The 21,975-nt window shown below is 38.9% G+C and carries 24 protein-coding genes and 1 pseudogene; 17 read left to right on the forward strand and 8 right to left on the reverse strand.

Annotation, left to right across the window (positions count from 1 at the left end; all coding sequences use genetic code 11):
• Positions 1-10 precede the first annotated feature (10 nt).
• From IE222_RS13060 to IE222_RS13075, 4 genes are read left to right on the forward strand one after another with little or no spacing between them, the layout of a single operon-like run.
• A complete protein-coding gene (locus tag IE222_RS13060; protein ID WP_191273481.1) occupies positions 11-667 on the forward strand; it encodes a DUF4129 domain-containing protein in 657 nt (218 codons plus the stop codon).
• Positions 654-1,784, forward strand: coding sequence for a DUF4350 domain-containing protein (locus IE222_RS13065; protein ID WP_191273483.1), 1,131 nt, complete (start codon positions 654-656; stop codon positions 1,782-1,784). Before IE222_RS13060 ends, IE222_RS13065 begins: the two co-directional genes overlap by 14 nt.
• The gene (locus IE222_RS13070; RefSeq protein ID WP_191273485.1) at positions 1,781-2,710 is read left to right on the forward strand and encodes an AAA family ATPase; all 930 of its coding nucleotides are present in this window, start codon (positions 1,781-1,783) and stop codon (positions 2,708-2,710) included. The genes IE222_RS13065 and IE222_RS13070 overlap by 4 nt, the downstream gene beginning before the upstream one ends.
• Positions 2,661-4,019 carry a DUF58 domain-containing protein gene (locus IE222_RS13075; protein ID WP_191273487.1) on the forward strand — a complete coding sequence of 453 codons (1,359 nt, stop codon included), beginning with the start codon at positions 2,661-2,663 and terminating at the stop codon, positions 4,017-4,019. Before IE222_RS13070 ends, IE222_RS13075 begins: the two co-directional genes overlap by 50 nt.
• On the opposite strand, the gene IE222_RS13080 is transcribed toward IE222_RS13075, so the two are convergent.
• Complete coding sequence (locus IE222_RS13080) at positions 3,997-4,971, reverse strand: stage II sporulation protein M (protein WP_191273489.1); 975 nt, start codon at positions 4,969-4,971, stop codon at positions 3,997-3,999. The two genes, IE222_RS13075 and IE222_RS13080, sit on opposite strands and share 23 nt — an antisense overlap.
• A gap of 103 nt (positions 4,972-5,074) precedes the next feature.
• Between IE222_RS13080 and IE222_RS13085 the strand changes: the two genes are divergently transcribed.
• The 6 genes from IE222_RS13085 (at position 5,075) to IE222_RS13110 (ending at position 9,753) form a co-directional block, all read left to right on the forward strand.
• Complete coding sequence (locus IE222_RS13085) at positions 5,075-5,881, forward strand: RDD family protein (protein ID WP_191273491.1); 807 nt, start codon at positions 5,075-5,077, stop codon at positions 5,879-5,881.
• A 203-nt stretch (positions 5,882-6,084) separates the two neighbouring features.
• The gene (gene cysK, locus IE222_RS13090; RefSeq protein WP_191273493.1) at positions 6,085-7,008 is read left to right on the forward strand and encodes a cysteine synthase A; all 924 of its coding nucleotides are present in this window, start codon (positions 6,085-6,087) and stop codon (positions 7,006-7,008) included.
• A 52-nt stretch (positions 7,009-7,060) separates the two neighbouring features.
• Positions 7,061-7,486 carry an OsmC family protein gene (locus IE222_RS13095; RefSeq protein WP_191273495.1) on the forward strand — a complete coding sequence of 142 codons (426 nt, stop codon included), beginning with the start codon at positions 7,061-7,063 and terminating at the stop codon, positions 7,484-7,486.
• Positions 7,487-7,801: 315 nt separating this feature from the next.
• Complete coding sequence (locus IE222_RS13100; protein ID WP_191273496.1) at positions 7,802-8,662, forward strand: aminoglycoside 6-adenylyltransferase; 861 nt, start codon at positions 7,802-7,804, stop codon at positions 8,660-8,662.
• Between the two features lie 50 nt (positions 8,663-8,712).
• A complete protein-coding gene (locus IE222_RS13105) occupies positions 8,713-9,273 on the forward strand; it encodes an AAA family ATPase (RefSeq protein WP_191273498.1) in 561 nt (186 codons plus the stop codon).
• Between the two features lie 66 nt (positions 9,274-9,339).
• A complete protein-coding gene (locus IE222_RS13110) occupies positions 9,340-9,753 on the forward strand; it encodes a VOC family protein (RefSeq protein WP_191273500.1) in 414 nt (137 codons plus the stop codon).
• A 120-nt stretch (positions 9,754-9,873) separates the two neighbouring features.
• On the opposite strand, the gene IE222_RS13115 is transcribed toward IE222_RS13110, so the two are convergent.
• Complete coding sequence (locus IE222_RS13115) at positions 9,874-11,244, reverse strand: aldehyde dehydrogenase (protein WP_191273502.1); 1,371 nt, start codon at positions 11,242-11,244, stop codon at positions 9,874-9,876.
• Between the two features lie 36 nt (positions 11,245-11,280).
• Positions 11,281-12,479, reverse strand: a pseudogene (locus tag IE222_RS13120) (iron-containing alcohol dehydrogenase).
• 246 nt (positions 12,480-12,725) lie between these two features.
• On the opposite strand from IE222_RS13120, the gene IE222_RS13125 reads away from it, so the two are divergent.
• The gene (locus IE222_RS13125; RefSeq protein WP_191273504.1) at positions 12,726-13,259 is read left to right on the forward strand and encodes an RNA polymerase sigma factor; all 534 of its coding nucleotides are present in this window, start codon (positions 12,726-12,728) and stop codon (positions 13,257-13,259) included.
• On the forward strand, positions 13,243-14,157 hold the full coding sequence (locus tag IE222_RS13130; protein ID WP_191273506.1) for a hypothetical protein: 915 nt from the start codon (positions 13,243-13,245) through the stop codon (positions 14,155-14,157). Before IE222_RS13125 ends, IE222_RS13130 begins: the two co-directional genes overlap by 17 nt.
• Positions 14,158-14,194: 37 nt before the next feature.
• Here IE222_RS13130 and IE222_RS13135 read toward each other — a convergent pair whose 3' ends face one another.
• Both IE222_RS13135 and IE222_RS13140 read right to left on the reverse strand, forming a co-directional pair.
• Positions 14,195-14,563: a spore coat protein gene (locus IE222_RS13135; RefSeq protein WP_223282691.1), complete on the reverse strand. Its 369-nt coding sequence runs from the start codon at positions 14,561-14,563 to the stop codon at positions 14,195-14,197.
• Between the two features lie 18 nt (positions 14,564-14,581).
• Positions 14,582-14,875, reverse strand: coding sequence for a ferritin-like domain-containing protein (locus IE222_RS13140; protein WP_191273508.1), 294 nt, complete (start codon positions 14,873-14,875; stop codon positions 14,582-14,584).
• A gap of 208 nt (positions 14,876-15,083) precedes the next feature.
• Between IE222_RS13140 and IE222_RS13145 the strand changes: the two genes are divergently transcribed.
• Complete coding sequence (locus IE222_RS13145; protein ID WP_191273510.1) at positions 15,084-15,446, forward strand: hypothetical protein; 363 nt, start codon at positions 15,084-15,086, stop codon at positions 15,444-15,446.
• Between the two features lie 7 nt (positions 15,447-15,453).
• Complete coding sequence (locus IE222_RS13150; RefSeq protein ID WP_191273693.1) at positions 15,454-15,951, forward strand: MltG/YceG/YrrL family protein; 498 nt, start codon at positions 15,454-15,456, stop codon at positions 15,949-15,951.
• A 72-nt stretch (positions 15,952-16,023) separates the two neighbouring features.
• On the opposite strand, the gene IE222_RS13155 is transcribed toward IE222_RS13150, so the two are convergent.
• Positions 16,024-16,842, reverse strand: a complete 819-nt coding sequence (locus IE222_RS13155; protein WP_191273512.1) for a purine-nucleoside phosphorylase — start codon at positions 16,840-16,842, stop codon at positions 16,024-16,026.
• 121 nt (positions 16,843-16,963) lie between these two features.
• Positions 16,964-17,878 carry an EamA family transporter gene (locus IE222_RS13160; RefSeq protein WP_191273514.1) on the reverse strand — a complete coding sequence of 305 codons (915 nt, stop codon included), beginning with the start codon at positions 17,876-17,878 and terminating at the stop codon, positions 16,964-16,966.
• A gap of 363 nt (positions 17,879-18,241) precedes the next feature.
• Here IE222_RS13160 and IE222_RS13165 point away from each other — a divergent pair, with 363 nt between their 5' ends.
• The 3 genes from IE222_RS13165 (at position 18,242) to xerS (ending at position 21,076) form a co-directional block, all read left to right on the forward strand.
• A complete protein-coding gene (locus IE222_RS13165) occupies positions 18,242-19,246 on the forward strand; it encodes an LLM class flavin-dependent oxidoreductase (RefSeq protein WP_191273516.1) in 1,005 nt (334 codons plus the stop codon).
• Between the two features lie 91 nt (positions 19,247-19,337).
• Positions 19,338-19,694 (forward strand): hypothetical protein, encoded by a 357-nt coding sequence (locus IE222_RS13170; RefSeq protein ID WP_223282692.1) that lies wholly within the window; start codon positions 19,338-19,340, stop codon positions 19,692-19,694.
• Between the two features lie 299 nt (positions 19,695-19,993).
• Complete coding sequence (gene xerS / locus IE222_RS13175; protein WP_191273520.1) at positions 19,994-21,076, forward strand: tyrosine recombinase XerS; 1,083 nt, start codon at positions 19,994-19,996, stop codon at positions 21,074-21,076.
• A 261-nt stretch (positions 21,077-21,337) separates the two neighbouring features.
• On the opposite strand, the gene IE222_RS13180 is transcribed toward xerS, so the two are convergent.
• Positions 21,338-21,769 (reverse strand): PH domain-containing protein, encoded by a 432-nt coding sequence (locus IE222_RS13180; protein WP_191273522.1) that lies wholly within the window; start codon positions 21,767-21,769, stop codon positions 21,338-21,340.
• Between the last annotated feature and the right edge of the window lie 206 nt (positions 21,770-21,975).

Raw genomic sequence — 21,975 nt, forward strand, 5'->3', positions numbered from 1 at the left:
GGTGATGACAATGCTTGATGCCAACAAGGCACGAGATGAGCTAAAAGACATACTCAATCAAAAAGAATACCGCGTATATGACGAGTCAAAGGGTTTGTTTGCCACTTGGTGGGACAATGCAAAGCAATGGATTGCCGACAAATTAGAAGACTTATTTCCGTCCGTTAACATTGCGGATAGTGCAGCAGGATCAATCCTACTGATAATAGTGATTGTTGTAGTGTTACTTCTTTTGGCTATATCCGCTTATTTTCTAATTCGAAACCATAGACGGAATAAAGTCCTTCGGAAGCACAAACCGCTGCAATCGAGAAATGAGCTAAACTGGTCGTATTCGCAGCATGTAAGGGAAGCAGAAAGACTGGAGGCTTTAAGTGACTTTACTGGTGCTGTCCGCCACTTATTTCTAGGTCTATTACTTTTCTTTCATGAAAAAGGATGGCTAGAGGCAAGGTTTTGGAAAACCAACTGGGAGTATTATGAAGAATTAAGGAAAATAGATCAAAGCCGGGCAGAACAATTTTTCCATCTTGCCCAGTTTTTTGATGAAGTCACATATGGCGAGCGAGAAGTAAAGAGCAAGGAATATATTCAATTCTACGAAAATGTTATGAAAGAACTAAAGGAAGATCTGTTCGGGGGAGGGAGCAGCGTTGAAAAAGGCTAGACAAGGGTGGATATGGCTTGCTGTTTTACTGGTCCTATTCAGTGTCATCAGCTATTTCGCCTTTTCTCCAAAACCGCGGTTTTTTCCAAGTTATGTCTCAGATTCCCCTTCACCTACAGGGGTAAAGGGATTCTACACATACCTAAGCAAGGAGACGAAGGTGCAACGCTGGAGCTATTCCCCTACTTTATTGCCAAAGGGTCAGGAAAAGCAGCTGATGGTGATGATTGAACCATTAAATGTTCCGGAAACAAAGGAAATGAAAGAGTACATGGATTTTATCAAAGCGGGGAATACGATTCTGCTTTTGAAGGATAATCCAAAAGGCATGTTGGATATTAATACCTGGCCAGTTGACGAAGGTATGAGCGATGATCAGCTTTTGAAGGTTTATGACCAAAACAATAATGCCTATAAGGCTAACATTAAGTCTTACATACGTCTGGAATCGCAGAAAGGAAATGACATTTTACTCAAGGACAAAGCAGGTATTGTAGCAATGAAACGAGCGGTGGGTAAGGGACAATTGATCGTAGCAGTGACGCCTGAATGGGTAATGAACGGAAATATTTTAAAACATGATCATTTGCCGCTAGTTTTACGTTTGATTAATGAAAGCGATGCCCAAACCATTTTAATTGATGAATACCTGCATGGTGCAGAAAGTCACAAATCTGCTTGGATGGTGTATCCAAAGTGGTTTGTATTGCTAATCCTTCAAGGAATTATTCTTGCCATTCTCTGGCTTTGGCTTCAAGGCAAACGATTTGGCCCTATTTTTCTGCCGCGGGAAGCAACTGTCCGTTTTAGCGATGAAGGGATCCGGGCGTTAGCAGCGTGGTATATCCGCGGCAGACGTTATCACGATTCTTTAGTGATTCAAGCAGATTTTGTCAAGCTGTTGCTTCAGGAACGCTGGCAAATTCCGTACAGCAGGGATTGGAAGGATCTTGCGAGTTTTCTAGAACGAAAATGGCAGGGAATTAAACCAACGGAAATTCGTTCCTTTCTACAAGGCCTAGCGGCTGTACTAGAAAAGGAAAAAATCAATAAGCAAGAATATTTACATTGGTCAGGCCGGCTCAACCGGCTGCAGAAAGAGGTGGAACAAGGATGAGACAGGAATTAACATCCTTTCTAGAAACATATGAAAAGCGAATTCTTGGACAAAAATTAAATTTACGGCTTCTATTATCATCCGTATTATCGGGCGGACATGTTCTGCTAGAAGGGGTGCCTGGCACCGGTAAAACACAAATGGTACGGACGCTTGCTGATCTTCTTGGCGGCGATTTTAACAGGATTCAATTTACCCCAGACCTTCTGCCAAGTGATATTACTGGAAGCATGATTTACAATATGAAAGAAGGAAGCTTTCAGACGTTAAAAGGGCCAATTTTTACAAATATATTATTAGCCGATGAAATTAACCGGACACCGGCGAAAACACAAGCCGCACTTCTGGAAGCAATGGAAGAAAAGCAGGTGACGATCCAAGGTGAAACGTACCAGCTGCCTGATATGTTTTTCGTTGTCGCTACACAAAACCCAATTGAATTTGAAGGAACGTATCCGCTTCCGGAAGCACAGCAGGACCGATTCTTGTTTAAGCTGTACATCGACTTCCCAACCTTTGAAGAAGAAAAACAGGTGTTAAAACAAGTAATTGAAAAGCAATTTGATACAAGCCCGCTTCCTGAAGTCCTTGATTTGCCGACTTTCATGGCGATTCGCAAGGAGGTTAGCGAAGTTACCGTAGGAGAAAACGTCCTTGATTACATGATGAAAATTGTCAGGAAAACACGGGAAACGGAAACCATCCGCTTTGGCGCCAGTACAAGAGCGGGGATTTCTATCGGAAAAGCGGCTCAAGCCTGGGCTTATCTTGCCGGCAGAGATTATGTGACACCGGATGATATTAAAATGGTTGCCAAACCGGCATTGCGACATCGGATTCAATTATCCCCGCATGTAGAATTGGAGGGAGCAACCGTTGACCAAATTATTGAAGAGCTTGTGGGCTCGGTTCCTGTTCCAAGATAGAGGGATATTACCAACTAAAAAATTGCTGATAGTCTATGTGATTCTTACTGCCGCTTTAGGAATAGCAACAGCAGGGAATCTATCATGGTGGTATGTGTTTACTATAAATATTATAGTATTTTTGGTAAGTCTTGGGGATTTATTTTTCTCTCCAAAAAAATCCCAGCTAAGCTTTAAAAGGACGTTGTCAGATGAAATGGAACGCGGGCTGCCATATTCACTTACGATTGAGGTAAGCAATCCTTCAGCCTATTCGTTTTCTTACAGGCTGATTGACAGCCTGCCACAGTCATTTTCTCGGCCGTTTCCAATAAAGGGAACGATACCAAAGGATTCAGCAGTGAAGATTATGTATGAAACAACCGCTGCTGAACGAGGAAAATATAAAATCAATAAGCTATATTTTCGTTACCGGAGCTTACTCGGATTATGGGAAAAGCAAACAACGGTAGAATTACCGCAAGAAGTCAAGGTCATCCCAGATTTAACGGAGACGAAGCAGTATTTAGAGAATGCCCAAGCATTTTTACTTTATGAAGGATGGAAGATTCGGAAACAGTTAAGCGGCGTTGGAGAGTTCGCCAAGATTCGAAATTATGTTGTCGGTGATGACCCGCGGAAAATCAATTGGCGGCAAACCGCAAAATTAAGAGAAGTTATGACCAATGAATATGAGCCGGAGCACGGCAAATATATTACAATACTACTCGATTGCGGCAGGATGATGGGGGCCGAGCTAAAAAAGGCCAATCGCCTGGAAAAAGCACTCGAGGCAGCGCTGACGGTTGCAGCGGCAGCACTTCAAAAAGGGGACTATGTATCAGTTCTTGCTTTTTCAAAGGAGATCAAGGTGTTTGTTCCTCCGGCAAAAGGAATGGCTCATCTGCAGACAATCTTGCAGGCCATTTACAATGTGAAAGTTGATGCTGCCGAATCTAATTATGCCGCAGTACTGCAATATTTGGAAATGGTGCAGAAGAAGCGCAGTTTATTGTTGTTATTCAGTGATGTCCGCACCTTTTTACACGAAGAATCAGCACTAATCTATTTAAAACGGCTCCGGTCTCGCCATTTATTTTTCATGATTGGAATAGAGGACCAAACGCTGGTGAAACGGACGAAGGCAGAGCCAACTGATGTCCAAACAGCTATGATAAAGAGCATTGCCCAGCAGCAAATGATGTTTAAAAAGCGGGAAAAAAACAAATGGGAAAAACAGGGCCTGCAAATGATTGAGGCCCCGGAGGAAAAATTGGCGGTAACCGCCGTTTCGCAATATATCGATATTATGAATCAGAACTTGTTATAGTCTTAGCAAGCTTGAGCTTACCGATCATGATATAAAGAATTAAGCCAATGACCGTTAAGAAAGCAACGGCATACTTAGCTTCCAGCGAAATGGCCGCCGGAGTGATAAAGCCTTCGATGATCCCGGCTAGTACAAACAAGGGAATTGTCCCGAGCAGCAGCTGAACAGATCGTTTAGCCTGCTGCTTTAATTGATAGCCTCTAGAATACAGCCCTGGTACGAACAGCTTAAAACCCATTAACAATCCAGCACCGCCGGCAATGAAGATAGCGGTCAGCTCAATCATTCCATGAGGAACAATATAAGCCCAGAAATCATAAGACTTATCGTGATGCCAGAACAAGGCGGCAAGTGCCCCCACGATGATACCGTTATAAATGAGTAAATAAACAGTCAAGATGCCAAAAGTAATTCCACCGGCGAAGGCTAACATTGCAACCTGAATGTTGTTTGTCATGATACTTGCCGACATAAGCGAGGAATCGACCGCTCCGTCGTTGCTCCCTAGCCTCTGTGGATCAACACCCTGCGCGATATTTGCCGGCAGGATGGAATAAATATGGAGGGGATCATTCATTACTGCTAGAAAGCTTCCGAATCCGCCAATGGCAAACAAAATCATCGCTGTAATGACAAATTTCCATTGTTCCACTAATAAACCAATAAATTTCGTGCTGAAAAAATAGCGGATTTGTTTTACACTTGATACTTGATCCTTATAAAGCAAATTATGTGCTTTGGAAACGAGTCCGTTTAAGAATTGAGTTACTTCATCATGTTGAAAATAGGTTTGACTGTATGAAAGATTCTGGGCCGCTTTTTGATAGAGCCGATGGTATTTCATTATATTTTCACCGCTGATTGCATTCCTGCCTTTGCTTAAGTCAGCCACTAATTCTTCAAGCTGCTTCCAATCTTCACGGTGCTGTCTGATAAATTGTTTTACATCCATGTTACACCTTCTCTCTAGTTTACATGCTATTCCTTATTATAGTAATATTGTAGAAAAATAGAAACAACTTATGTGAAAAACATCATGTTATGGGGGAATCTTGATGAATTATGAACAAATGGAGGTTAAAACTCCCGAATATGTCTCGCTTCAGTTTCGCCTCGCAGGTTTAGGAAGCAGGGCTGCTGCGTTTATTATTGACCAAATTTTAATTTGGTTATTTAATATTGTTTTTTTCTTATCCGTTCTGCTGGTTTCGGATAAACTGGCATCGTACTCAACCTTTTTTGAAGGCAGCACCGTTGCAATTGCAATTGTGATCATCGTTATCTTTATTGTGAATTACGGGTACTTTTTTTTCTTCGAGTTTTTTTCCGGCGGCAGGACGCTGGGGAAAAAAGTAGTGGGAATTCGAGTGATTCAAGATAATGGTCACAGCATTACACTGCTATCAAGCTTTATTCGAAATATTTTACGGCTGATTGACTCGCTGCCAACCGGTTACTTTCTTGGCATTATCATGATATTCTTTCATTCCAAGCATAAACGCCTAGGCGACCTTGTTGCAGGAACGATAGTCGTTCATGAACGTAAAGCTAAACGAAAGAAAAAAAAGCTTACCGGCATTGAAAAAGAGATGGAAGAACGTGGTTTATCAAAAGAGAGTCTTGTAATTGATGAATGGACGATGAAATCATTCAAAGAGAAAGACTGGAAACTGCTGAAAACATATGCCAGCCGGTTCCGACAGCTGCCTGACACTGAGAGAGATCAAATGACAAGGCAAATCGCCGAGCTTCTGCTGCCAAAAATTGGAGTGGAGACTGCCGGGAAAACTGCAAATGATCTAGAAAACACGCTCTTGGTACTTTATTTACATCTCCGGGATGAGTGGGAGTTTGAACTTTAATGATAACTCATAAATAACCTATCGTTTTAAATGACGGTAGGTTGTTTGTACTCATAAAAATTTAACAAGAACTAATGCTAAAAGGGTAATATAAAGTTATATTGTTCAAAAATTTTTTGTAAAATAAAAAGCATCACCCACTAATCTAATGGGAATTAAATGATATAATAAGAGAAAGGACAACTATTGAAAGGGTGACAAAAATGAAACTTTATAACTCGGTTCTTGATTTAATCGGCAATACTCCAATTGTAAAATTGAATAAGCTCCCTGACCAAAATGGTGCAGAAGTGTACATAAAATTGGAATCATTCAATCCCGGTGGTAGCGTAAAGGACCGTGCATCAATCAATATGATTGAGCGAGCAGAGGCTGAGGGGAAATTAATTCCGGGAAAAAGTACGGTTATCGAACCGACCTCCGGAAATACCGGGATCGGGATTGCCATGGTCTGTGCAGTGAAAGGCTACCGCTGCATTATTACTATGCCCGATAACGCAACACTCGAGCGTGTGAAAATTTTAAAAGCTTATGGGGCGGAAGTGCATTTAACCCCAGCAAATCGACGGATGCAGGGTTCCATCGATAAAGCGATAGAAATGGCTGAAACCATTCCTGACACCTTTATTCCAATGCAGTTTGAAAATCAGGCGAATTCAGATGCCCACCGAAACACGACAGCAGTTGAAATTTTAGAGGCATTTGAAGGAAAACTCGACGCGCTTGTACTGACTGCCGGCACTGGCGGCACAGTTACAGGTGTTGGAGAAGAATTGAAAAAACAAATACCAGATTTAAAAATTTATGTTGTAGAGCCAGCAGGTTCACCGGTTCTATCAGGCGGTGAGCCGGGGCCTCACAAAATCCCGGGAACCGGTCCAGGATTTATTCCCAAGATTTTGAATCAGGAAATTTACGATGAAATCCTGCATATAAAAGATGAGGATGCTCAAGTAATGGCACGCAGTCTTGCAGCCAAAGAGGGTATTTTTATCGGGGCATCTGGCGCATCTTCTGCTCATTTTGCGATAGAGATTGCAAAAAGTTTACCAACGTCAGGAAGAGTCCTTTGCTTGGCGCCTGATACCGGAGAACGATACCTATCATCCGATTTATTCCCAGGTTGATTTTTAAAAAATAGGCAGTGAGCCAAAATAATAAACAAGGAGATGACTTATAGTGGAAACAACAATTAAATGGACAGGAAAAATGGCTTTTACAGGGGTAACTCCCTCCGGCCATGAAATTAAAATGGATGCAGCGCCAGAAGTCGGCGGTGAAAATACCGGAGCACGGCCAACAGAATTGTTATTAAATGCAGTTGCGGGTTGTACCGGAATTGATATCATTATGATTTTGCATAAAATGAGATTGAATCCTACATCATTTCATATGGACGTGAAGGGTGACCGCGCTGATGTGGAACCAAAACGTTTTACTAAAATTAACATTCATTACGCTTTGGAGGGAGAACTCCCTGAAGAAAAGGTAGTGCGGGCAATCCAACTTTCCAAAGATAAATACTGTTCCGTTTCCCATTCATTAAATGCTGAAATTACCGTTAGCTATTCGATAAATGGGGTTAATGGGGAACAGGAACTGTAATAAAATAATTAAGATTTGAGCTCGGAGATATCTCCGAGCTTTTTTGTTACTACAGTTCGGCCAATTTTTATTTTTTTTGTGAAATTCTCGATAGAAAGTTATGGTAAAATATTCCGTATAAGCAGTCTATTGGACAAAAACAAGCTGGTTTATTAGCAAACTGTCTTATAGATTTGCCATATAGGACAAAGTACAACTAGTTTATTAGGAAACTGTCCCATAGAAGCGGCCTATGGGACAAATCCTATCAAGTTTATTAACAAACTGTCCCATAGAAAAATCCAATCATATTAAAAAAATGGTGGAGGTTGTTAAATGAGATCAGAACAAGTAATGTTTGACCTTATTTTAAATGTCGCTAAAAAAGACAAAAGAATTCGTGCTGTTGCTATGAATGGTTCACGAACCAATTCGAATGCACCAAAGGATTTATTTCAAGATTTTGATATTGTTTATCTTGTGACTGAAATGGATTCTTTTATACAAGACGAGAAATGGATAGATATTTTTGGCGAACGGATTATTATGCAGACCCCTGAAAAGCATTCATCATCTTCCATCAAAAGATATCCCTATCTGATGCTTTTTTCTGATGGAAATCGCATTGATCTAACATTAATACCGATAAATAAAAAAGACGAGTATCTCCAAGAAGATAAGTTGACCGTTATTTTACTGGATAAAGACGATTCTCTTCCAATGATTTCACCGCCTACTGATGAAGATTATTGGGTGAAACACCCAACCGCAGAAGAATTTTTAAATTGTTGTAATGAGTTTTGGTGGGTAGCAACATATGTTGCAAAAGGGTTGTGGAGAAAAGAAATTCTTTATGCTATGGACCATCTGAACAATTGTGTAAGACCTATGCTATTAAAAATGCTGGAATGGCAGGTTGGCATTCAAAACGATTTTGCCGTCAGCATCGGAAAAAGCGGAAAGTTGTTACAAAAATTTTTACCAGAAGGGACTTGGGAAGAACTGCTTTCAACCTTTCCTGAAGGAAACGAGCAAAGTGTTTGGAATGCCTTGTTTGCGATGATTAATCTTTTTCGATCCACCGCTAATTTCGTAGCGGAGAGTCTTAATTTTGAATATCAAGATGAAGATGACCAGCGTGTAACAAAATATTTAATACGGGTAAAACAACTACATCCTAATGCATTTAAAATTTAATATTATAATTTCTGGTAAAAAAAATATTTTTTAAGGAGGAAATATGAGATATGAAACTTGTTCTGATCTTTGGTCCGCAAGCGGTTGGAAAAATGACTGTCGGACAGGAATTAGCAAAAATGACCGAATTAAAGCTTTTCCATAATCATATGACAATTGATCTTGTGAGCCATTTTTTCAATTACAGTACACCAGAAGGTAAAAGACTAGTAAACCAATTTCGACAGGAGATTTTTGAAGAGGTATCAAAAAGTAATTTATATGGCTTAATTTTCACGTTTGTTTGGATGTTTGATCTTCAGTCCGATTGGGATTATGTTAATAAGCTGTCTCATTTGTTTGAATCGAGAGGCGGCACGGTATACCTTGTCGAACTTGAGGCCGAGTATGAAGAAAGACTTGAACGGAATAAAACCTCTAATAGACTTGAGCATAAGCCTTCAAAAAGAGATCTTGCATGGTCTGAAAATGATTTAATTAACACGCTGAAAAAACACCGCTTGAACTCGTTTGACGGTGAAATCAACAAAGATAATTATCTTAAAATCAACAATACCAGGTTAAGTGCAGCGGAAACAGCGCAACTCATAAAGAAAAAGTTTCAATTATAGACAAAAAGATCAAACTTAAAGGGAGCGTTTCAAATTTTTCAACACCTGAACAGAGGAGATCATTAAATGACTGAAAAATTATTAAGAATCGGAACTACTTATATTCCAGTTTCAGACGTGGAACAGGCTTCAAATTGGTATCTTAACAAATTAGGAGCAGAACTAAGCTATAAAGACGAGGATAAGGCTATTCTTAATTTCGCAAACCAAAGTTTTTTCTTAGTTAAATCTCCCAAAAATCAGAGTTCTAATTTCCATGATATCCATGGCAATGAGCGATTTTCAATCACATTTGAAGTAAATGGATTGAGTGCATTAAAAGAGATACATAAGAATTTTAAGGAAAAGCGGATAAGGGTGGGAGAAATAGAGAATAGAGGCCATTCCGGCAGGAACTTTGTTTTCTATGATTTAGATGGGAATAAATTTGATGTATGGAGTGAATTAAGCCCCATTTTCACGGAAAAAACATCTCCATAAAAAAGCACCTTTTTACTGATCTTGACTCTTAAAAATTAAGAAGATACGTTAAAAATTCGTAAATAGGAATATAAAAAACAAATGCCTCAGCAAATCCACTGAGAGCATTTGTTTTTTATTTTATTTCATAAACATCTTAATTTTTTTCAGTCCATTCTTCACATTAGGGTAGCGAAAAGGGATGTCAAAGCGTGTGGTTTGTTTAAGTATGCTTTTCTTGTGTGAAAAGGTGTCAAAACTGCCTTTCCCATGATAGGATCCGATGCCGCTTGGGCCAACACCGCCAAATGGCAGATGGGGGGAGGCGAAGTGATAAACCGTATCGTTCACACACCCGCCGCCAAACGAAACACTGTTTAGAACCTTTTCTTGAATGCTGTTATTTTCAGAAAAAATATAAAGCGAAAGCGGTTTAGGATGCTCGTGAATGCCCTCTATTACCTCCGACAGCTCGCTATACACCAGAACTGGAAGGATTGGACCAAAAATTTCATCCTGCATGATTGGGTCATCCCATGAAATTTCCGTTAAAACAGTCGGTTCAATCGCCAATTTTTCAGGATTTGTTTTTCCCCCAACATACACCTCACCTTTGTTTAAAAAAGCTGACAGACGTTCGAAATGCCGTACGCTGACAATTCGGGTGAAATTCGGATTATCAAGCGGCTCGCTGCCGTATAACTCCACAATTGCCGCCTTCAATTGCTGCAAAAATTCGTCTCTCACATTCTTATGTAAATAAAGATAATCAGGAGCAATACAGGTTTGACCGGCATTCGTATATTTTCCCCAGGCAATCCGTTTTGCGGCTATTTTCAAATTGGCATCTTCATGGACAATACATGGACTTTTACCACCCAGTTCTAAGGTAACAGGGATCAAATTTTTAGCAGCTGCTTCCATGATTATTTTGCCGACAGGTACACTTCCTGTAAAAAAGATATAATCAAATTTTTCATTTAGCAGTCCTTGACTTGTTTCCACTCCGCCTTGCACAACAGCGATATACTCTTCAGGGAAACATTCACTCATTAGTTTTTCTAGAATTTCACTAGTTTTCGGTGTTAATTCTGATGGTTTCATCACCGCACAATTCCCGGCGGCTATGGCTCCGATTAACGGGGCAATCGCTAGTTGAAATGGGTAATTCCAAGGAGCAATCACTAACACCACCCCATATGGGTCGGAGTAAATATAACTGCTCGAACCAATATGAGTAATAGGTGTCTTCACTTTTTCGGGTTTGACCCATGAATGTAAATGGCTGATAGTATACCGTAATTCTTCTAAGACAAAGCCGATTTCGGTAGTATAGGCTTCAAATTCTGATTTATTTAAATCCGCCCGTAAAGCCTGCATGAGCTCTTCTTCATGCTGCTTTATAGCATTTCTTAGCGTTTGAAGAGCATTTAAGCGGAATGCTACATCTTTTGTTTTTCCTGTACGAAAAAATGACTTTTGAGCAGAAATCAATGAACTGTATGTTTCCACATGATTTCCTCCTTCATTTCATCTATTATAAAGTGTTTAGGCCTTGATTGCATGATAGAGATAGAGCATATCCTCTTTAAATAAAATCTTGGGGACAGGATAGAGAGGATTGGCTTCTTTTAAAGCTCGTTCCACCATTAACGGAATATCTTCATCTAATAAGCAATCGAGCTTTTTGGGAATCCCTGTCCGTTCGTTAAGCTGCTTAATGGCACTGATGAACTGTTTCGCCTTTTGCTCTATAGAATCCCCTTGCTCACTAATTCCAATTGTATCCGCCAGGTCCGCGAGCGGCTTGTATGCAGAGTCTCCATAATACTCAAGAACATAAGGGAGGATAATGGCATTGGCTAATCCATGGGGCACCGAATAAAATCCGCCAAGAGTATGCGCAATTGCATGCACATTACCTACATAGGCACGAGTAAAGGCAATTCCTGCTAAATAAGCGGCCCGCTGCATATTCGCCCTAGCAGTAATGTTACTTCCATTAGAATATGCCTCATAAAGATTTTCAAAAATTAACTTTACCGCTTCTAGACTGCATTGAATCGTTTCCTTTGTATTACTATTACCAATATAAGCTTCTATAGCATGTGTTAATGCATCAATACCTGTTGCAGCTGTGATATGGGACGGCAGATTAACAGTAAGCAAGGGATCAAGGACAGCATAACGGGGAATAAGGGACGTATCCATTATCGCATACTTCTCATGTGTATCAGTGTTAGTGACAACTGCTGCAAGGGTTGCTTCACTTCCGGTACCTGCTGTAGTAGGTATGGCAAAAAGGGGCGGCAGCTTTTTCATAACTTTTAATACACCCTTCATCTGCTGGATGGTCTTGTTTGGTCTTGCTGCCCGTGCTCCTATACCTTTGGCACAATCCATTGGGGACCCGCCTCCAAAGGCAACAATCCCTTGGCACTGGTTTGTCATATATATTTCATAGGCTTCTTCAATGTTTTCAATCGTAGGATTCGGAACCGTTTGATCGTAGACTACAAAGCTTACTCCTTCATCACGTAATCCTTCTAGCAAATCATCCATCAAACCGATTGAAGCAATCCCTTATCCGTAACAATTAAAACACTTTCAATTTTTTTGCTCTTAATCAGCTTTGGCAGCTTGCTTAAACTATTTATACCCTCTAATAACTTAGGCTTTCGCCAAGGTAGGACAGCTGAAGCAATTCTCATCATAGTCTGATAGGACCTGCAATAAAATGTATACACAGTATAACCTCGCTTTTCATCAAATAAAGTTCCAGGAGCAGATAGAAGTAAGCGATATTCAAGTAGTAAAACTTTAACATTAAAGCAAATTTTTATATACAATCTATATATCTAGGAAAAAGAAAATATGTCAACATAGTATTTGAATATACCCAATAATCAGAAGTAATTGTTTATAAAAAGTGTCACATTTAAACTTTATAAACGACTGATTATTAAGAAGAGAAAAAGCAGGTGAGATTAGGATTGAAAAATAATAGAGAAAATCAAGTAATGGAGTGGTACGAACAATATTATGACGATATTTATCGCTTTATCTTGTTCATGCTTGGGGACCGGCAAAGCTGTGAGGATTTAGTTCACGATACATTTGTTCGCGCTTATTTGGCCATAGAAAAGTTTGAAAACAGGTCCGGTATAAAAACGTGGCTTTTCAGTATCGCTAAGCATTTGGTTATTGATGAAATTCGTAAACGAAAGCGGAAACGATTTTTCTCTTTGACGGCATCTTATGCTGACATACCTTCTTCCTTTAATTTAGAACAACATATTGAAGACAGGGAGATTGTGCTGGAACAATTAAAAAACATTCAAAAGTTGAAGCCAAATTACCGTCTTGTCATCACCCTTAAAAAGATTGAAGAATGCTCCACGAAAGAAATCGCAGAAATTCTTGATTGGTCCGAGGTAAAGGTACGTAAAACATTATCAAGGGCGATGCAATCACTTAGAAAAATCAATGGAATGGAAGGGAGGAGTGAGAATGAAAAATACTCCTGAAGAACAGTGGGAAATTCTTAAACAGGTCACATCAACAAAGGCTGAAAAATTTGCGATTCGAGAAAAGATATATCGTACAATTCAAAATGCTCCTTCTCAAACCAGTTCGGTTTGGACTCATCGCTGGAAGAACGCATTAGCTTCCTGTATTCTTATTTTCATTTTCGCAGGCTTTATCGTTCAGATGGTACATGAAAAACCCCAATTTAAAACCGCTGAGCCATATAAATTGGACGCTCAACTATTCAACTGGGAATTAGACCAAGTATACAGCGAAAAAACGGGAGAGGAATTAGCTCTTTACAAAAATAATGAATCAAACCAAGTAGGGACAGTAAAGGAAGTTTCGGAACAAGAAAAGAACAATATCATTGCCAGCAAATCAATGCATATTAATACTGAACTCGAACATTTTCCATATGCGACATACATGTACATCGAACATGTAAAAATGATGGATGTTGCACTCCGTTACTACTTCTTTATTCCTCTAACAAAGGAAAAATGGTTGGAATTTAGCTTTGATTATCCAAAACTGGAGCATGCTGAGATTTTGCAGGCCATGTCTACACTCAAAATAAAGGGAAAAACACCATATAATCATGACGGTCCGTTATATGTCACACATGGATACGGTTCTATGTTATTCCCTACTGATTTGAAACCTATTTATATTTCTCCTGAAAAAGAAGTGTATCATTGGGAAGGAGCATCATTTAAAGCCTATCAAGATTATTTGAAAAAAATCACCAGCGGAACAGGCGGTTGGAAGGAACAATCTGGAAATAATAGCTCATATACATTTATTTCGGGTAATGAAAATGAAATCGTCACAATCACCTTAAAAGATAAAGAATTGACCTATGAATTTACTTATCCAAACCGCGATGATCAGTAAAATTTATACAGTAAAAAAGAGCCGAATCGGCTCTTTTTTATGAAATGGGATAAGGAAATTGCGTCGAGTAATTACTAAACTGCTGATAGGCTTGGTTAATTTTTTGCTGATCTTCCGCCTCCATCTTGTACCAGCCATTTTGGAACATGACTAAGAACAAATCACGGCAGCTTTGCTGGGTTTCGGTTAACATTTGCATTAAATCAGTATGAAGCTGATCATGACTCGCTTCACGAACAGCAATATTTAAGCTGTCTGTAATATACTTACACGTACTCAGACCATCATTCATAAAATCACGGTCATTCATTTCAGGACCTTTTACCTTTGGCAATTGTCCTGTTTGCTGGTTAGCGATTTGATTCGGGTTCTGTCCTTGCTGACTTTGCATTTGCTGATTTTGCATTCAATTTACCTCCATTCCTTACTGTAAATGTTGCTGCTGAGTCTGCTGCATATTTTGCATGCCGGTTAATACGGAATTGTTATTAACCTGAAGGTGAGACAACAGCCTTTGATAATGGTCCTGATGCATTTGACCAGCTTTATCGAGGGCTTGTTTAATGCTCGGATTAGTCGCATGTTGGGCTAGAAAATGAAATTTTTTAAACGCCAGAAGCTCCCACGATAATGCATCCTTTAAGTATTGCAGGTCTTTTGATGTGATAGCAGGAGGCGGGCTTTGCATCGTTGCTTGATTCATTTGTTGATTTTCCATAAAAAAACTCCTTTCTTGTGCATGAGTGTCAAGTTTAGATTGAACAAATACCCTTCCAATTATGTAACTTCCTGTCGTTTTAGATTTTAATTTGTTAAATTTCTGCGACTTTTGATGTATTTAGTAAATATTAATCGAAAAATTTTTGTTTCCCATGTATAATAATGACTTGTGGCTATCTTTTCTTATGAAGGAGTGAATGAATATAATGGAGTGGACATTAGCGATATTACTTGGTGCTTCTGCATTGCTGCTAATAATTTCAATCGTTGGAAATAAGAAGGCAGTTAAAAAAGAGCATAGTGAGATTGACATGGTTCATATGTCTGTCATGAAAGAAATTAACGACATGCAAAGTACCATTCGCAATATGGAACTGGACATTGAAGTGGTTGCAAAAGAAGCTGGAGTTCAACTGTCCGCCGATGAAAAACTTTTCATGCGTGAAATACTAGATTTATATAAACGCAAATACTCAATTGAGAGTATTGCCGAGAAAAAACAAGTTTCTGTAAGTGAAATCGAACAGCTGCTTACTCCGCATCTGGCAACAAGGGATGAAAGGAGATAGTATGCATATGAAAACAAATGGATTGACTAATTTTGCTGCAGGACTTCTGATTGCAACAAGTATTAGTGGTGCAGTTTACTTTTTTAGCGATAGCGGAACCTCATCAAAGACGCAGGTAAAAACGGTCGAAAAACAAACCACAGTAAAAGAAGACCTGTCCGAAGCGGAAATGAAGGACAAGCTTACAGCTGCCGGCTATGTTGTACAGACAAAGGAAGATTATGACAAGAATATCGAAACAGCTAAAGCGGACGGACAAAAATCTGCGGCCAATGACGATGGTGGTCAAAAGGTTGTATATCGTGCTGTTATCGGTGTGTCACAAGGGATGACCAGTATTGATGTCGGCAAAATGCTGGTAAAAGCAAAGGTCATCAAAGGCAGTGCGTTTCAATTTTCACAAGCAGTAGAAAAGAAAAAGGTTGAAAACAAATTGCGCCCTGGTACATACACAGTTGATAGTGCTATGACAAGAGACGAAGTCATTGCGGCGATTTTTAAATAAGATAAACAGACACTTTCTGAAAGGGAAAGTGTCTGTTTATCTGTATTCAAATCAAAATTTATGTCCAAGTAATTAGATTTCCTCTAAAATCCCCTTTACTAAATCAACAAATTTAGCACGCACTTTGCCAGCTACTTCAATTACTTCATCATGGCTTAATGGCTGGTCAAGGATGCCACAGGCCATATTAGTTAAACAAGATATGCCCAATACCTTCATATTTCCATGAATCGCAACGAGTGCTTCCGGAACGGTCGACATACCGACAGCATCCGCTCCTAATGTACGAATCATACGAATTTCTGCGGGTGTTTCATAGGCTGGTCCGCTCCACCAGGCATAAACACCTTGCTGCAGCGACATATTTTGTTTTTCAGCCACTTTTAAAGCCGTATTTCGCAAATCACGATTATAGACTTGAGAAACATCAGGGAAACGAGTTCCTAATTCAGGATTATTCGGACCGATTAATGGATTTGTTCCGACTAAATTAATGTGATCGGTAATTAACATTAAATCTCCCGGGTTAAATTTTGTATTAACAGCACCGCAGGCATTTGTCAGGATTAGCTGCCCGACCCCCAGTGCCTTTAATACTCGCACTGGAAAGGTTACTTCATCTAATGTAAAGCCTTCATAATAATGAAATCTTCCTTTCATTGCGACAACCGTCTTACCCATTAATTCGCCAATGACCATTTCATTTGCATGTCCAACAGCTTCTGATTTTGCGAAATGAGGTATTTCGCTATAAGGGATAATAACAGCATTTTCTATCTCATCAGCAAGCGTTCCTAAGCCGGATCCTAAAATCATTCCAATTGTAGGCTGTGCGCTCGTTTTACTCAAAATAAAGTTTTTTGCCTCTAAAATATCTTGTAATTGATGCATGGACAATATCCTCCTAGAAAACTTAGTTAAACTTAATTTGCTAAAAGGTATAGTAACCTATACCTTTTGATCACAATAATACCAATAGAAGTTTATTAGATTTAATGAGTAATGTAAATCATTAAGAAGTAGAGCGGCTTTCCCAATGAACAATCGATTTTAATTTTCTGTTTGGAAGCTTTAAATTACCAACCGCAATTCCGCCTAAAATAAATACTACCCCGACCCATTGCCACAAACTTACTTGTTCTCCTAAAACAAGGGAAGAGAGGATGACAACGACTGGAAGCTCGGATGTGGTAAGAATGGTTCCAAGTCCAGGTCCGATATGCGGCATGCCAATTGAGAATAATAGCGGCGGCAAGACAACGCCAAATAAACCAAGATATAAGCCATATGGTGCGACTCCCATTAAAACCGACAAATGGAATAAATCCGTTGGCGGAAACACCAAGAAAATTGTCAGCAGTCCACCAGTCGTAAGAAGTGCACTTTTTTGAACAGGCGGTGTGTCTTTCGCAACAGAGCTGCTAAGAAAGATGAATAAGGTATACGTTACAGCGGAAAGAGCGCCCCATATGGCCCCTTGCCACGAAAGTTCGGTACCGGTATTAGTCATTACACCTGCTGCCAGAATAGAGCCAACGATAAGAATGACAATTGAAACAAGCTTCCCAGCAGTTGGTGCTTTTTTAAAAAAGAGCCATTCTAGCAAACTGCCAATCCAAACGAATTGAAATAAAAAGATAATTGCAAGTGAAGCATCAAGCGTATCCAATGAGTGATAATAAAATACACCTGTTAATCCAAATGGAATCCCGGAACATAATAATTTAATGATTTGTTTCGGTGTAAGTTTCTTCTTTTTTGTAAACAGGAACACAATCCAGATCAGCAAGGTTCCAAGCAGATATTGGCTTCCTGTAACTGCTGAAACACTGAATCCAGCTTCATATGCCAGCTTCACAAAGGTTGATAATACACCGTAACAGCATCCTCCCAAAAATACGAGTAGTGCATAATGCCATGTTTTCATTAATCTTTCCCCTTTCTTACAATAAAAAAAGCCACACAGCCTCCAGATGAAGGCTGTGTGGCGAAAATAGAGAGTTCTCTAGAAAAGTCCACACAAAATGTTTTATTATTGCATTTAACGATTTTACTTTAAAGCATCTGTTAAGGATTGTCAATGGATTAAAATACTAACAACAAAATACTTTTTATAGTAAATTAAATTTAAAAATGAATAGATAAGCATTTTAGATTTTCAACCTTTCCCTAGCTGAAATTGAATCAGCTAAGAATGAAAAAATGGTATATTCAATTAAATCGGATGAGACACAAAAGCAAACACTGTATTAGTACTTAACCTTTGTGTAAATAAAAGGGAGGGAGCTTCATGCGTTTAAGTATATTAGATCAGGCACCGATTTCAACTAGCCAAACACCACAGCAGGCTTTAATTGCAGCAATGAAGCTGGCGCAGGCTGGTGAAAAATTTGGCTATTCCCGTTACTGGATTGCTGAGCATCATGATCTCCCGGGGCTTGCATGTCCGGCACCGGAAGTGATGTTGAGTTATATCGGCGCACATACAACTGGCATCCGAATCGGCTCAGGAGCTGTATTATTGCCTCATTATAAACCATATAAAGTAGCAGAGGTATATAACCTGCTCGCAACCTTGTTTCCTGGACGAATAGATGTTGGAATTGGTCGTGCGCCCGGTGGCACAACAGAGGCCACCAATGCGTTGTCCGATCACTTTTTGCAAAATGTATGGAATATGCCGGATAAAGTCAGGGATTTGCTGTATTTTATAGAGGATAATTTTCCTGCAGAACACCCGTATGCTAATTTATCGGCTGCACCCATTCCACCCATAGCACCTGAACCTTGGCTCCTTGGGACCGGAAAAAAGAGTGCCATGCTTGCAGCGGAGTATGGATTATCCTTTGCCTTTGGCTTGTTTATGAGTGATTCGAACGCGGCTGCGATCATTCAGCAGTATAAAGAAGCATTTAAACCTAGAAAGCAGGGGCAAAAACCAGAAGTGATTTTAACCGTTTCCGCTATATGTGCTGAAACCACCGAAAGGGCGGAGGAGCTTGCGTTAAGCCCATTAATCTGGTCGATTCAAAGAGGAAAAGGAGAGGGACTCAACGGCGTTCCGTCCATTGAAGAAGCAAAGCAATATGTACTGACCGAAAAGGAGTCGGAAGCGTTACAAAAAATGAAACAGAAGATGATTATTGGGAACCCACAGATGACTGGCCAGAAACTGAAAGAATTACGATCTAAATACCAGGCTGATGAAATCATGATTGTGACGATTACGCATGAGCCTGAGGACAAAGTTCGATCCTATCTGTTAATAGCGGAAGAGGTCATAAACAAGCAGTAATAGCGATTTAAGCGAGCTGAATCTGAAGAATAGCTCGCTTTATTTTTTATGATATAATATGTATATAATTCAGATAGGAAAGGTCGCAATTATGATGGATGTAAGCAAACAACAGCTAGAATTAGTAAAGCAGCAAGGCGAAAATATATTAAAGAGTATGAATGAACTAAAACGTCGTGCGAAAAAGAAAGGTCGGGAACGTTTTGACCAGTACGAGAAATTGTCTGCGAATAGACACTCATTCACCGTTTATACTTTTATAGATTCCAAGATTGAGCAGGCAAAAAGTGTTCAGTTGTTTCAACAAAAACTGGATCTATTTGATAATGAATTTGATGAAATCCGAACCAATTTTGAAGCTGATGTTGACCTTAAAGCAATCGAAGCCACTTATCAAGAGGTGGTTACCGCATATAACGAAATGATAATTAATATAAATAATCTTTAAAATAATATGCTTTCATAAAAAACTGACCCTAAAATTTAATAGGTCAGTTTTTTTATTTAATAAAAATTTAATTAAGGTTTTCTTTTAAATAAGGTAAGTTTCTTGTATTCAAGAGCCGAAGGATAAAGGGGAGTTTAATGAACAAAGTTTTGCGGTATAAACATTGGAACATTTAATTAATGACGAAACTTCAAAAAACGAAGAATCGCTGTTTTAATTACGCTCCTCATAAAATTACGTAAAATATAAATTTGACGTAATAATGTACCTACGGTAAAATATAGTAGTGAGGTGTTATTATGGTAAATCCCGATAAGCAGCAAAATTTTAAAAAACTGCAAGCTTTACTTAATGAGCTTCCTTGGTATGTTGAGGAATATATTAATCACAAACTCAGAAAGCTTTCGACGGCGTCATTGTTTAATTACTGTCATGACTATAAAATTTTCTTTAACTGGATGATCACTGAGCAGCTTTGGACTGGCAGCATTAAGGATATTCCTTTAGAACGTTTAGAGCAGATGACGGTACTTGAAGTTGAAGGATTTTTAAATTTTCTTCATTACGAGTTAAATAACAAGGAATTAACAGTCAATCGTAAGTTATCGGCATTAAAATCGCTGTTCAATTACCTGCAAAACATTGCTGAAACGCCCGATCTGCAGCCATATATCAACCGTAATGTAATGGCAAAAATTGAATTTAATGAGGTTAAAGAAACAATGGAAACGCGGGCAAATAAAATGGAAGGAAAAATCCTGCTTGGTGATGAATATGAGCAATTTCGCTTGTTTGTTGCACGTGATTATGGAGAATTAAACAAAGATAACAAAAAAATCTTCAACTTTTATCAATTAAATAAAGAGCGTGATACTGCGATTATTTCGTTGATTTTGGGCTCAGGGCTTCGTTTATCAGAGCTGATCGGTCTTGATCTCGATGACATTGATTTCAGCAAATATTGCGCTAGAGTTATTCGTAAAGGTAATAAAGAACAATTTGTTTTTTTCAGTCAGATTGCTATGGATGACCTGCAGGAATATTTGGCTGTCAGAACGGCTAAGTACCAGGTTGATAAAAATAATAAAGCATTATTTGTGGCTGCACCAATGGGCCCAAAAGGAAAATCCAGACGTTTAACAGCCCGATCAGTTGAAAAATTGGTTGAAAAATACGCTGCAGCATTTGGAAAACCAGCATTATCGGTACATAAATTACGACATTCGTTTGCTACCAGATATCACGCAGAAATTAACGATGTTCCAAAATTACGCCGGCAATTAGGTCATTCATCAATTCAGACAACAATGATTTACACACATATTCGGAATGATGATTTAAAGATTGCTGTAGATAAAATGGATATGCCGAAGGAACAATAACAGCTGCTATTGAAATTAGCAGCTGCTTCTCCTCTCCTATTTGATGTTTTATCAGTTTACATAATATTATTATATTTACTTAATTCGATTCTGTCTCAATCGCCAAGTATACTTAAGATAGTGAGACAGAAGAAATTTTTTCGTATATTAATGCTTCTAAATAAAAATGCACTGGAATTATCTAAATATCATACATCTGCTGATAAATTATTTATTAACTCCAAAAATGTAACCTTAAAATTAAAATATTGGATTTTATTATCAACTATCATTCAATTTTATATCAATGTTCGGATTTATGTTCATTAATTTTTCGCAAAATTGCTCTTCATTTTTCGGAGATATCAAGACCATCCCCCATTTTCCATAAAGTATTTCCAGACGATTCATTGATAATGCTGGGCTTGATAAAATGCTCCTGCTTGGTCGTATACTCTTTATCTCTATGATATCTATTCGTGATCTGAACGGTCCTGCAACAATTTTTAACTCATTCCCATTTATTTCGTAATATGTAGCAAACCAAAGCCACATTATAAACCCACTCGTTAAAGTGCAAATAAGTACAGCAGTAACGGTTTCCCCCTTCCCTTCTGGCCCTTCGGGTAAGAATAGAAACGAACCAATTAAAAAAGTGACTGTACCCCATAGTATGATTCCGGTAAATAGTCCCTTTTTGGAATAAAAGCGCAAGATCCTCATCTCCCCTCTGTAAATACCTTATAATTTTATACGAGTACACATCCAAATAGTTACAAAATTAATCAGTATTGATAGATTCAGGGGATTCTTACCGTTTAACTGCTTTTCCATCCGACTCAGGCAAAATCAAGCGCTTTTTTTACCGATAGCCGCCTATCTATCGGCTTTACGGGAAGAATCAGAGCTTTATTCTTACC

Source organism: Neobacillus kokaensis, assembly GCF_014656545.1.
Lineage (GTDB): Bacteria > Bacillota > Bacilli > Bacillales > Cytobacillaceae > Neobacillus > Neobacillus kokaensis.

Bases quoted from the DNA above. Each gene is read 5' to 3' on its own strand.
- IE222_RS13060 (WP_191273481.1), top strand. From the start codon at position 11: ATGCTTGATGCCAACAAGGCACGAGATGAGCTAAAAGACATACTCAAT.
- IE222_RS13070 (WP_191273485.1), top strand. From the start codon at position 1,781: ATGAGACAGGAATTAACATCCTTTCTAGAAACATATGAAAAGCGAATT.
- IE222_RS13080 (WP_191273489.1), bottom strand. From the start codon at position 4,971: ATGGATGTAAAACAATTTATCAGACAGCACCGTGAAGATTGGAAGCAG.
- IE222_RS13085 (WP_191273491.1), top strand. From the start codon at position 5,075: ATGAATTATGAACAAATGGAGGTTAAAACTCCCGAATATGTCTCGCTT.
- cysK (WP_191273493.1), top strand. From the start codon at position 6,085: ATGAAACTTTATAACTCGGTTCTTGATTTAATCGGCAATACTCCAATT.
- IE222_RS13100 (WP_191273496.1), top strand. From the start codon at position 7,802: ATGAGATCAGAACAAGTAATGTTTGACCTTATTTTAAATGTCGCTAAA.
- IE222_RS13105 (WP_191273498.1), top strand. From the start codon at position 8,713: ATGAAACTTGTTCTGATCTTTGGTCCGCAAGCGGTTGGAAAAATGACT.
- IE222_RS13110 (WP_191273500.1), top strand. From the start codon at position 9,340: ATGACTGAAAAATTATTAAGAATCGGAACTACTTATATTCCAGTTTCA.
- IE222_RS13130 (WP_191273506.1), top strand. From the start codon at position 13,243: ATGAAAAATACTCCTGAAGAACAGTGGGAAATTCTTAAACAGGTCACA.
- IE222_RS13135 (WP_223282691.1), bottom strand. From the start codon at position 14,563: ATGCAAAATCAGCAAATGCAAAGTCAGCAAGGACAGAACCCGAATCAA.
- IE222_RS13140 (WP_191273508.1), bottom strand. From the start codon at position 14,875: ATGGAAAATCAACAAATGAATCAAGCAACGATGCAAAGCCCGCCTCCT.
- IE222_RS13145 (WP_191273510.1), top strand. From the start codon at position 15,084: ATGGAGTGGACATTAGCGATATTACTTGGTGCTTCTGCATTGCTGCTA.
- IE222_RS13150 (WP_191273693.1), top strand. From the start codon at position 15,454: ATGAAAACAAATGGATTGACTAATTTTGCTGCAGGACTTCTGATTGCA.
- IE222_RS13155 (WP_191273512.1), bottom strand. From the start codon at position 16,842: ATGCATCAATTACAAGATATTTTAGAGGCAAAAAACTTTATTTTGAGT.
- IE222_RS13160 (WP_191273514.1), bottom strand. From the start codon at position 17,878: ATGAAAACATGGCATTATGCACTACTCGTATTTTTGGGAGGATGCTGT.
- IE222_RS13165 (WP_191273516.1), top strand. From the start codon at position 18,242: ATGCGTTTAAGTATATTAGATCAGGCACCGATTTCAACTAGCCAAACA.
- IE222_RS13170 (WP_223282692.1), top strand. From the start codon at position 19,338: ATGATGGATGTAAGCAAACAACAGCTAGAATTAGTAAAGCAGCAAGGC.
- xerS (WP_191273520.1), top strand. From the start codon at position 19,994: ATGGTAAATCCCGATAAGCAGCAAAATTTTAAAAAACTGCAAGCTTTA.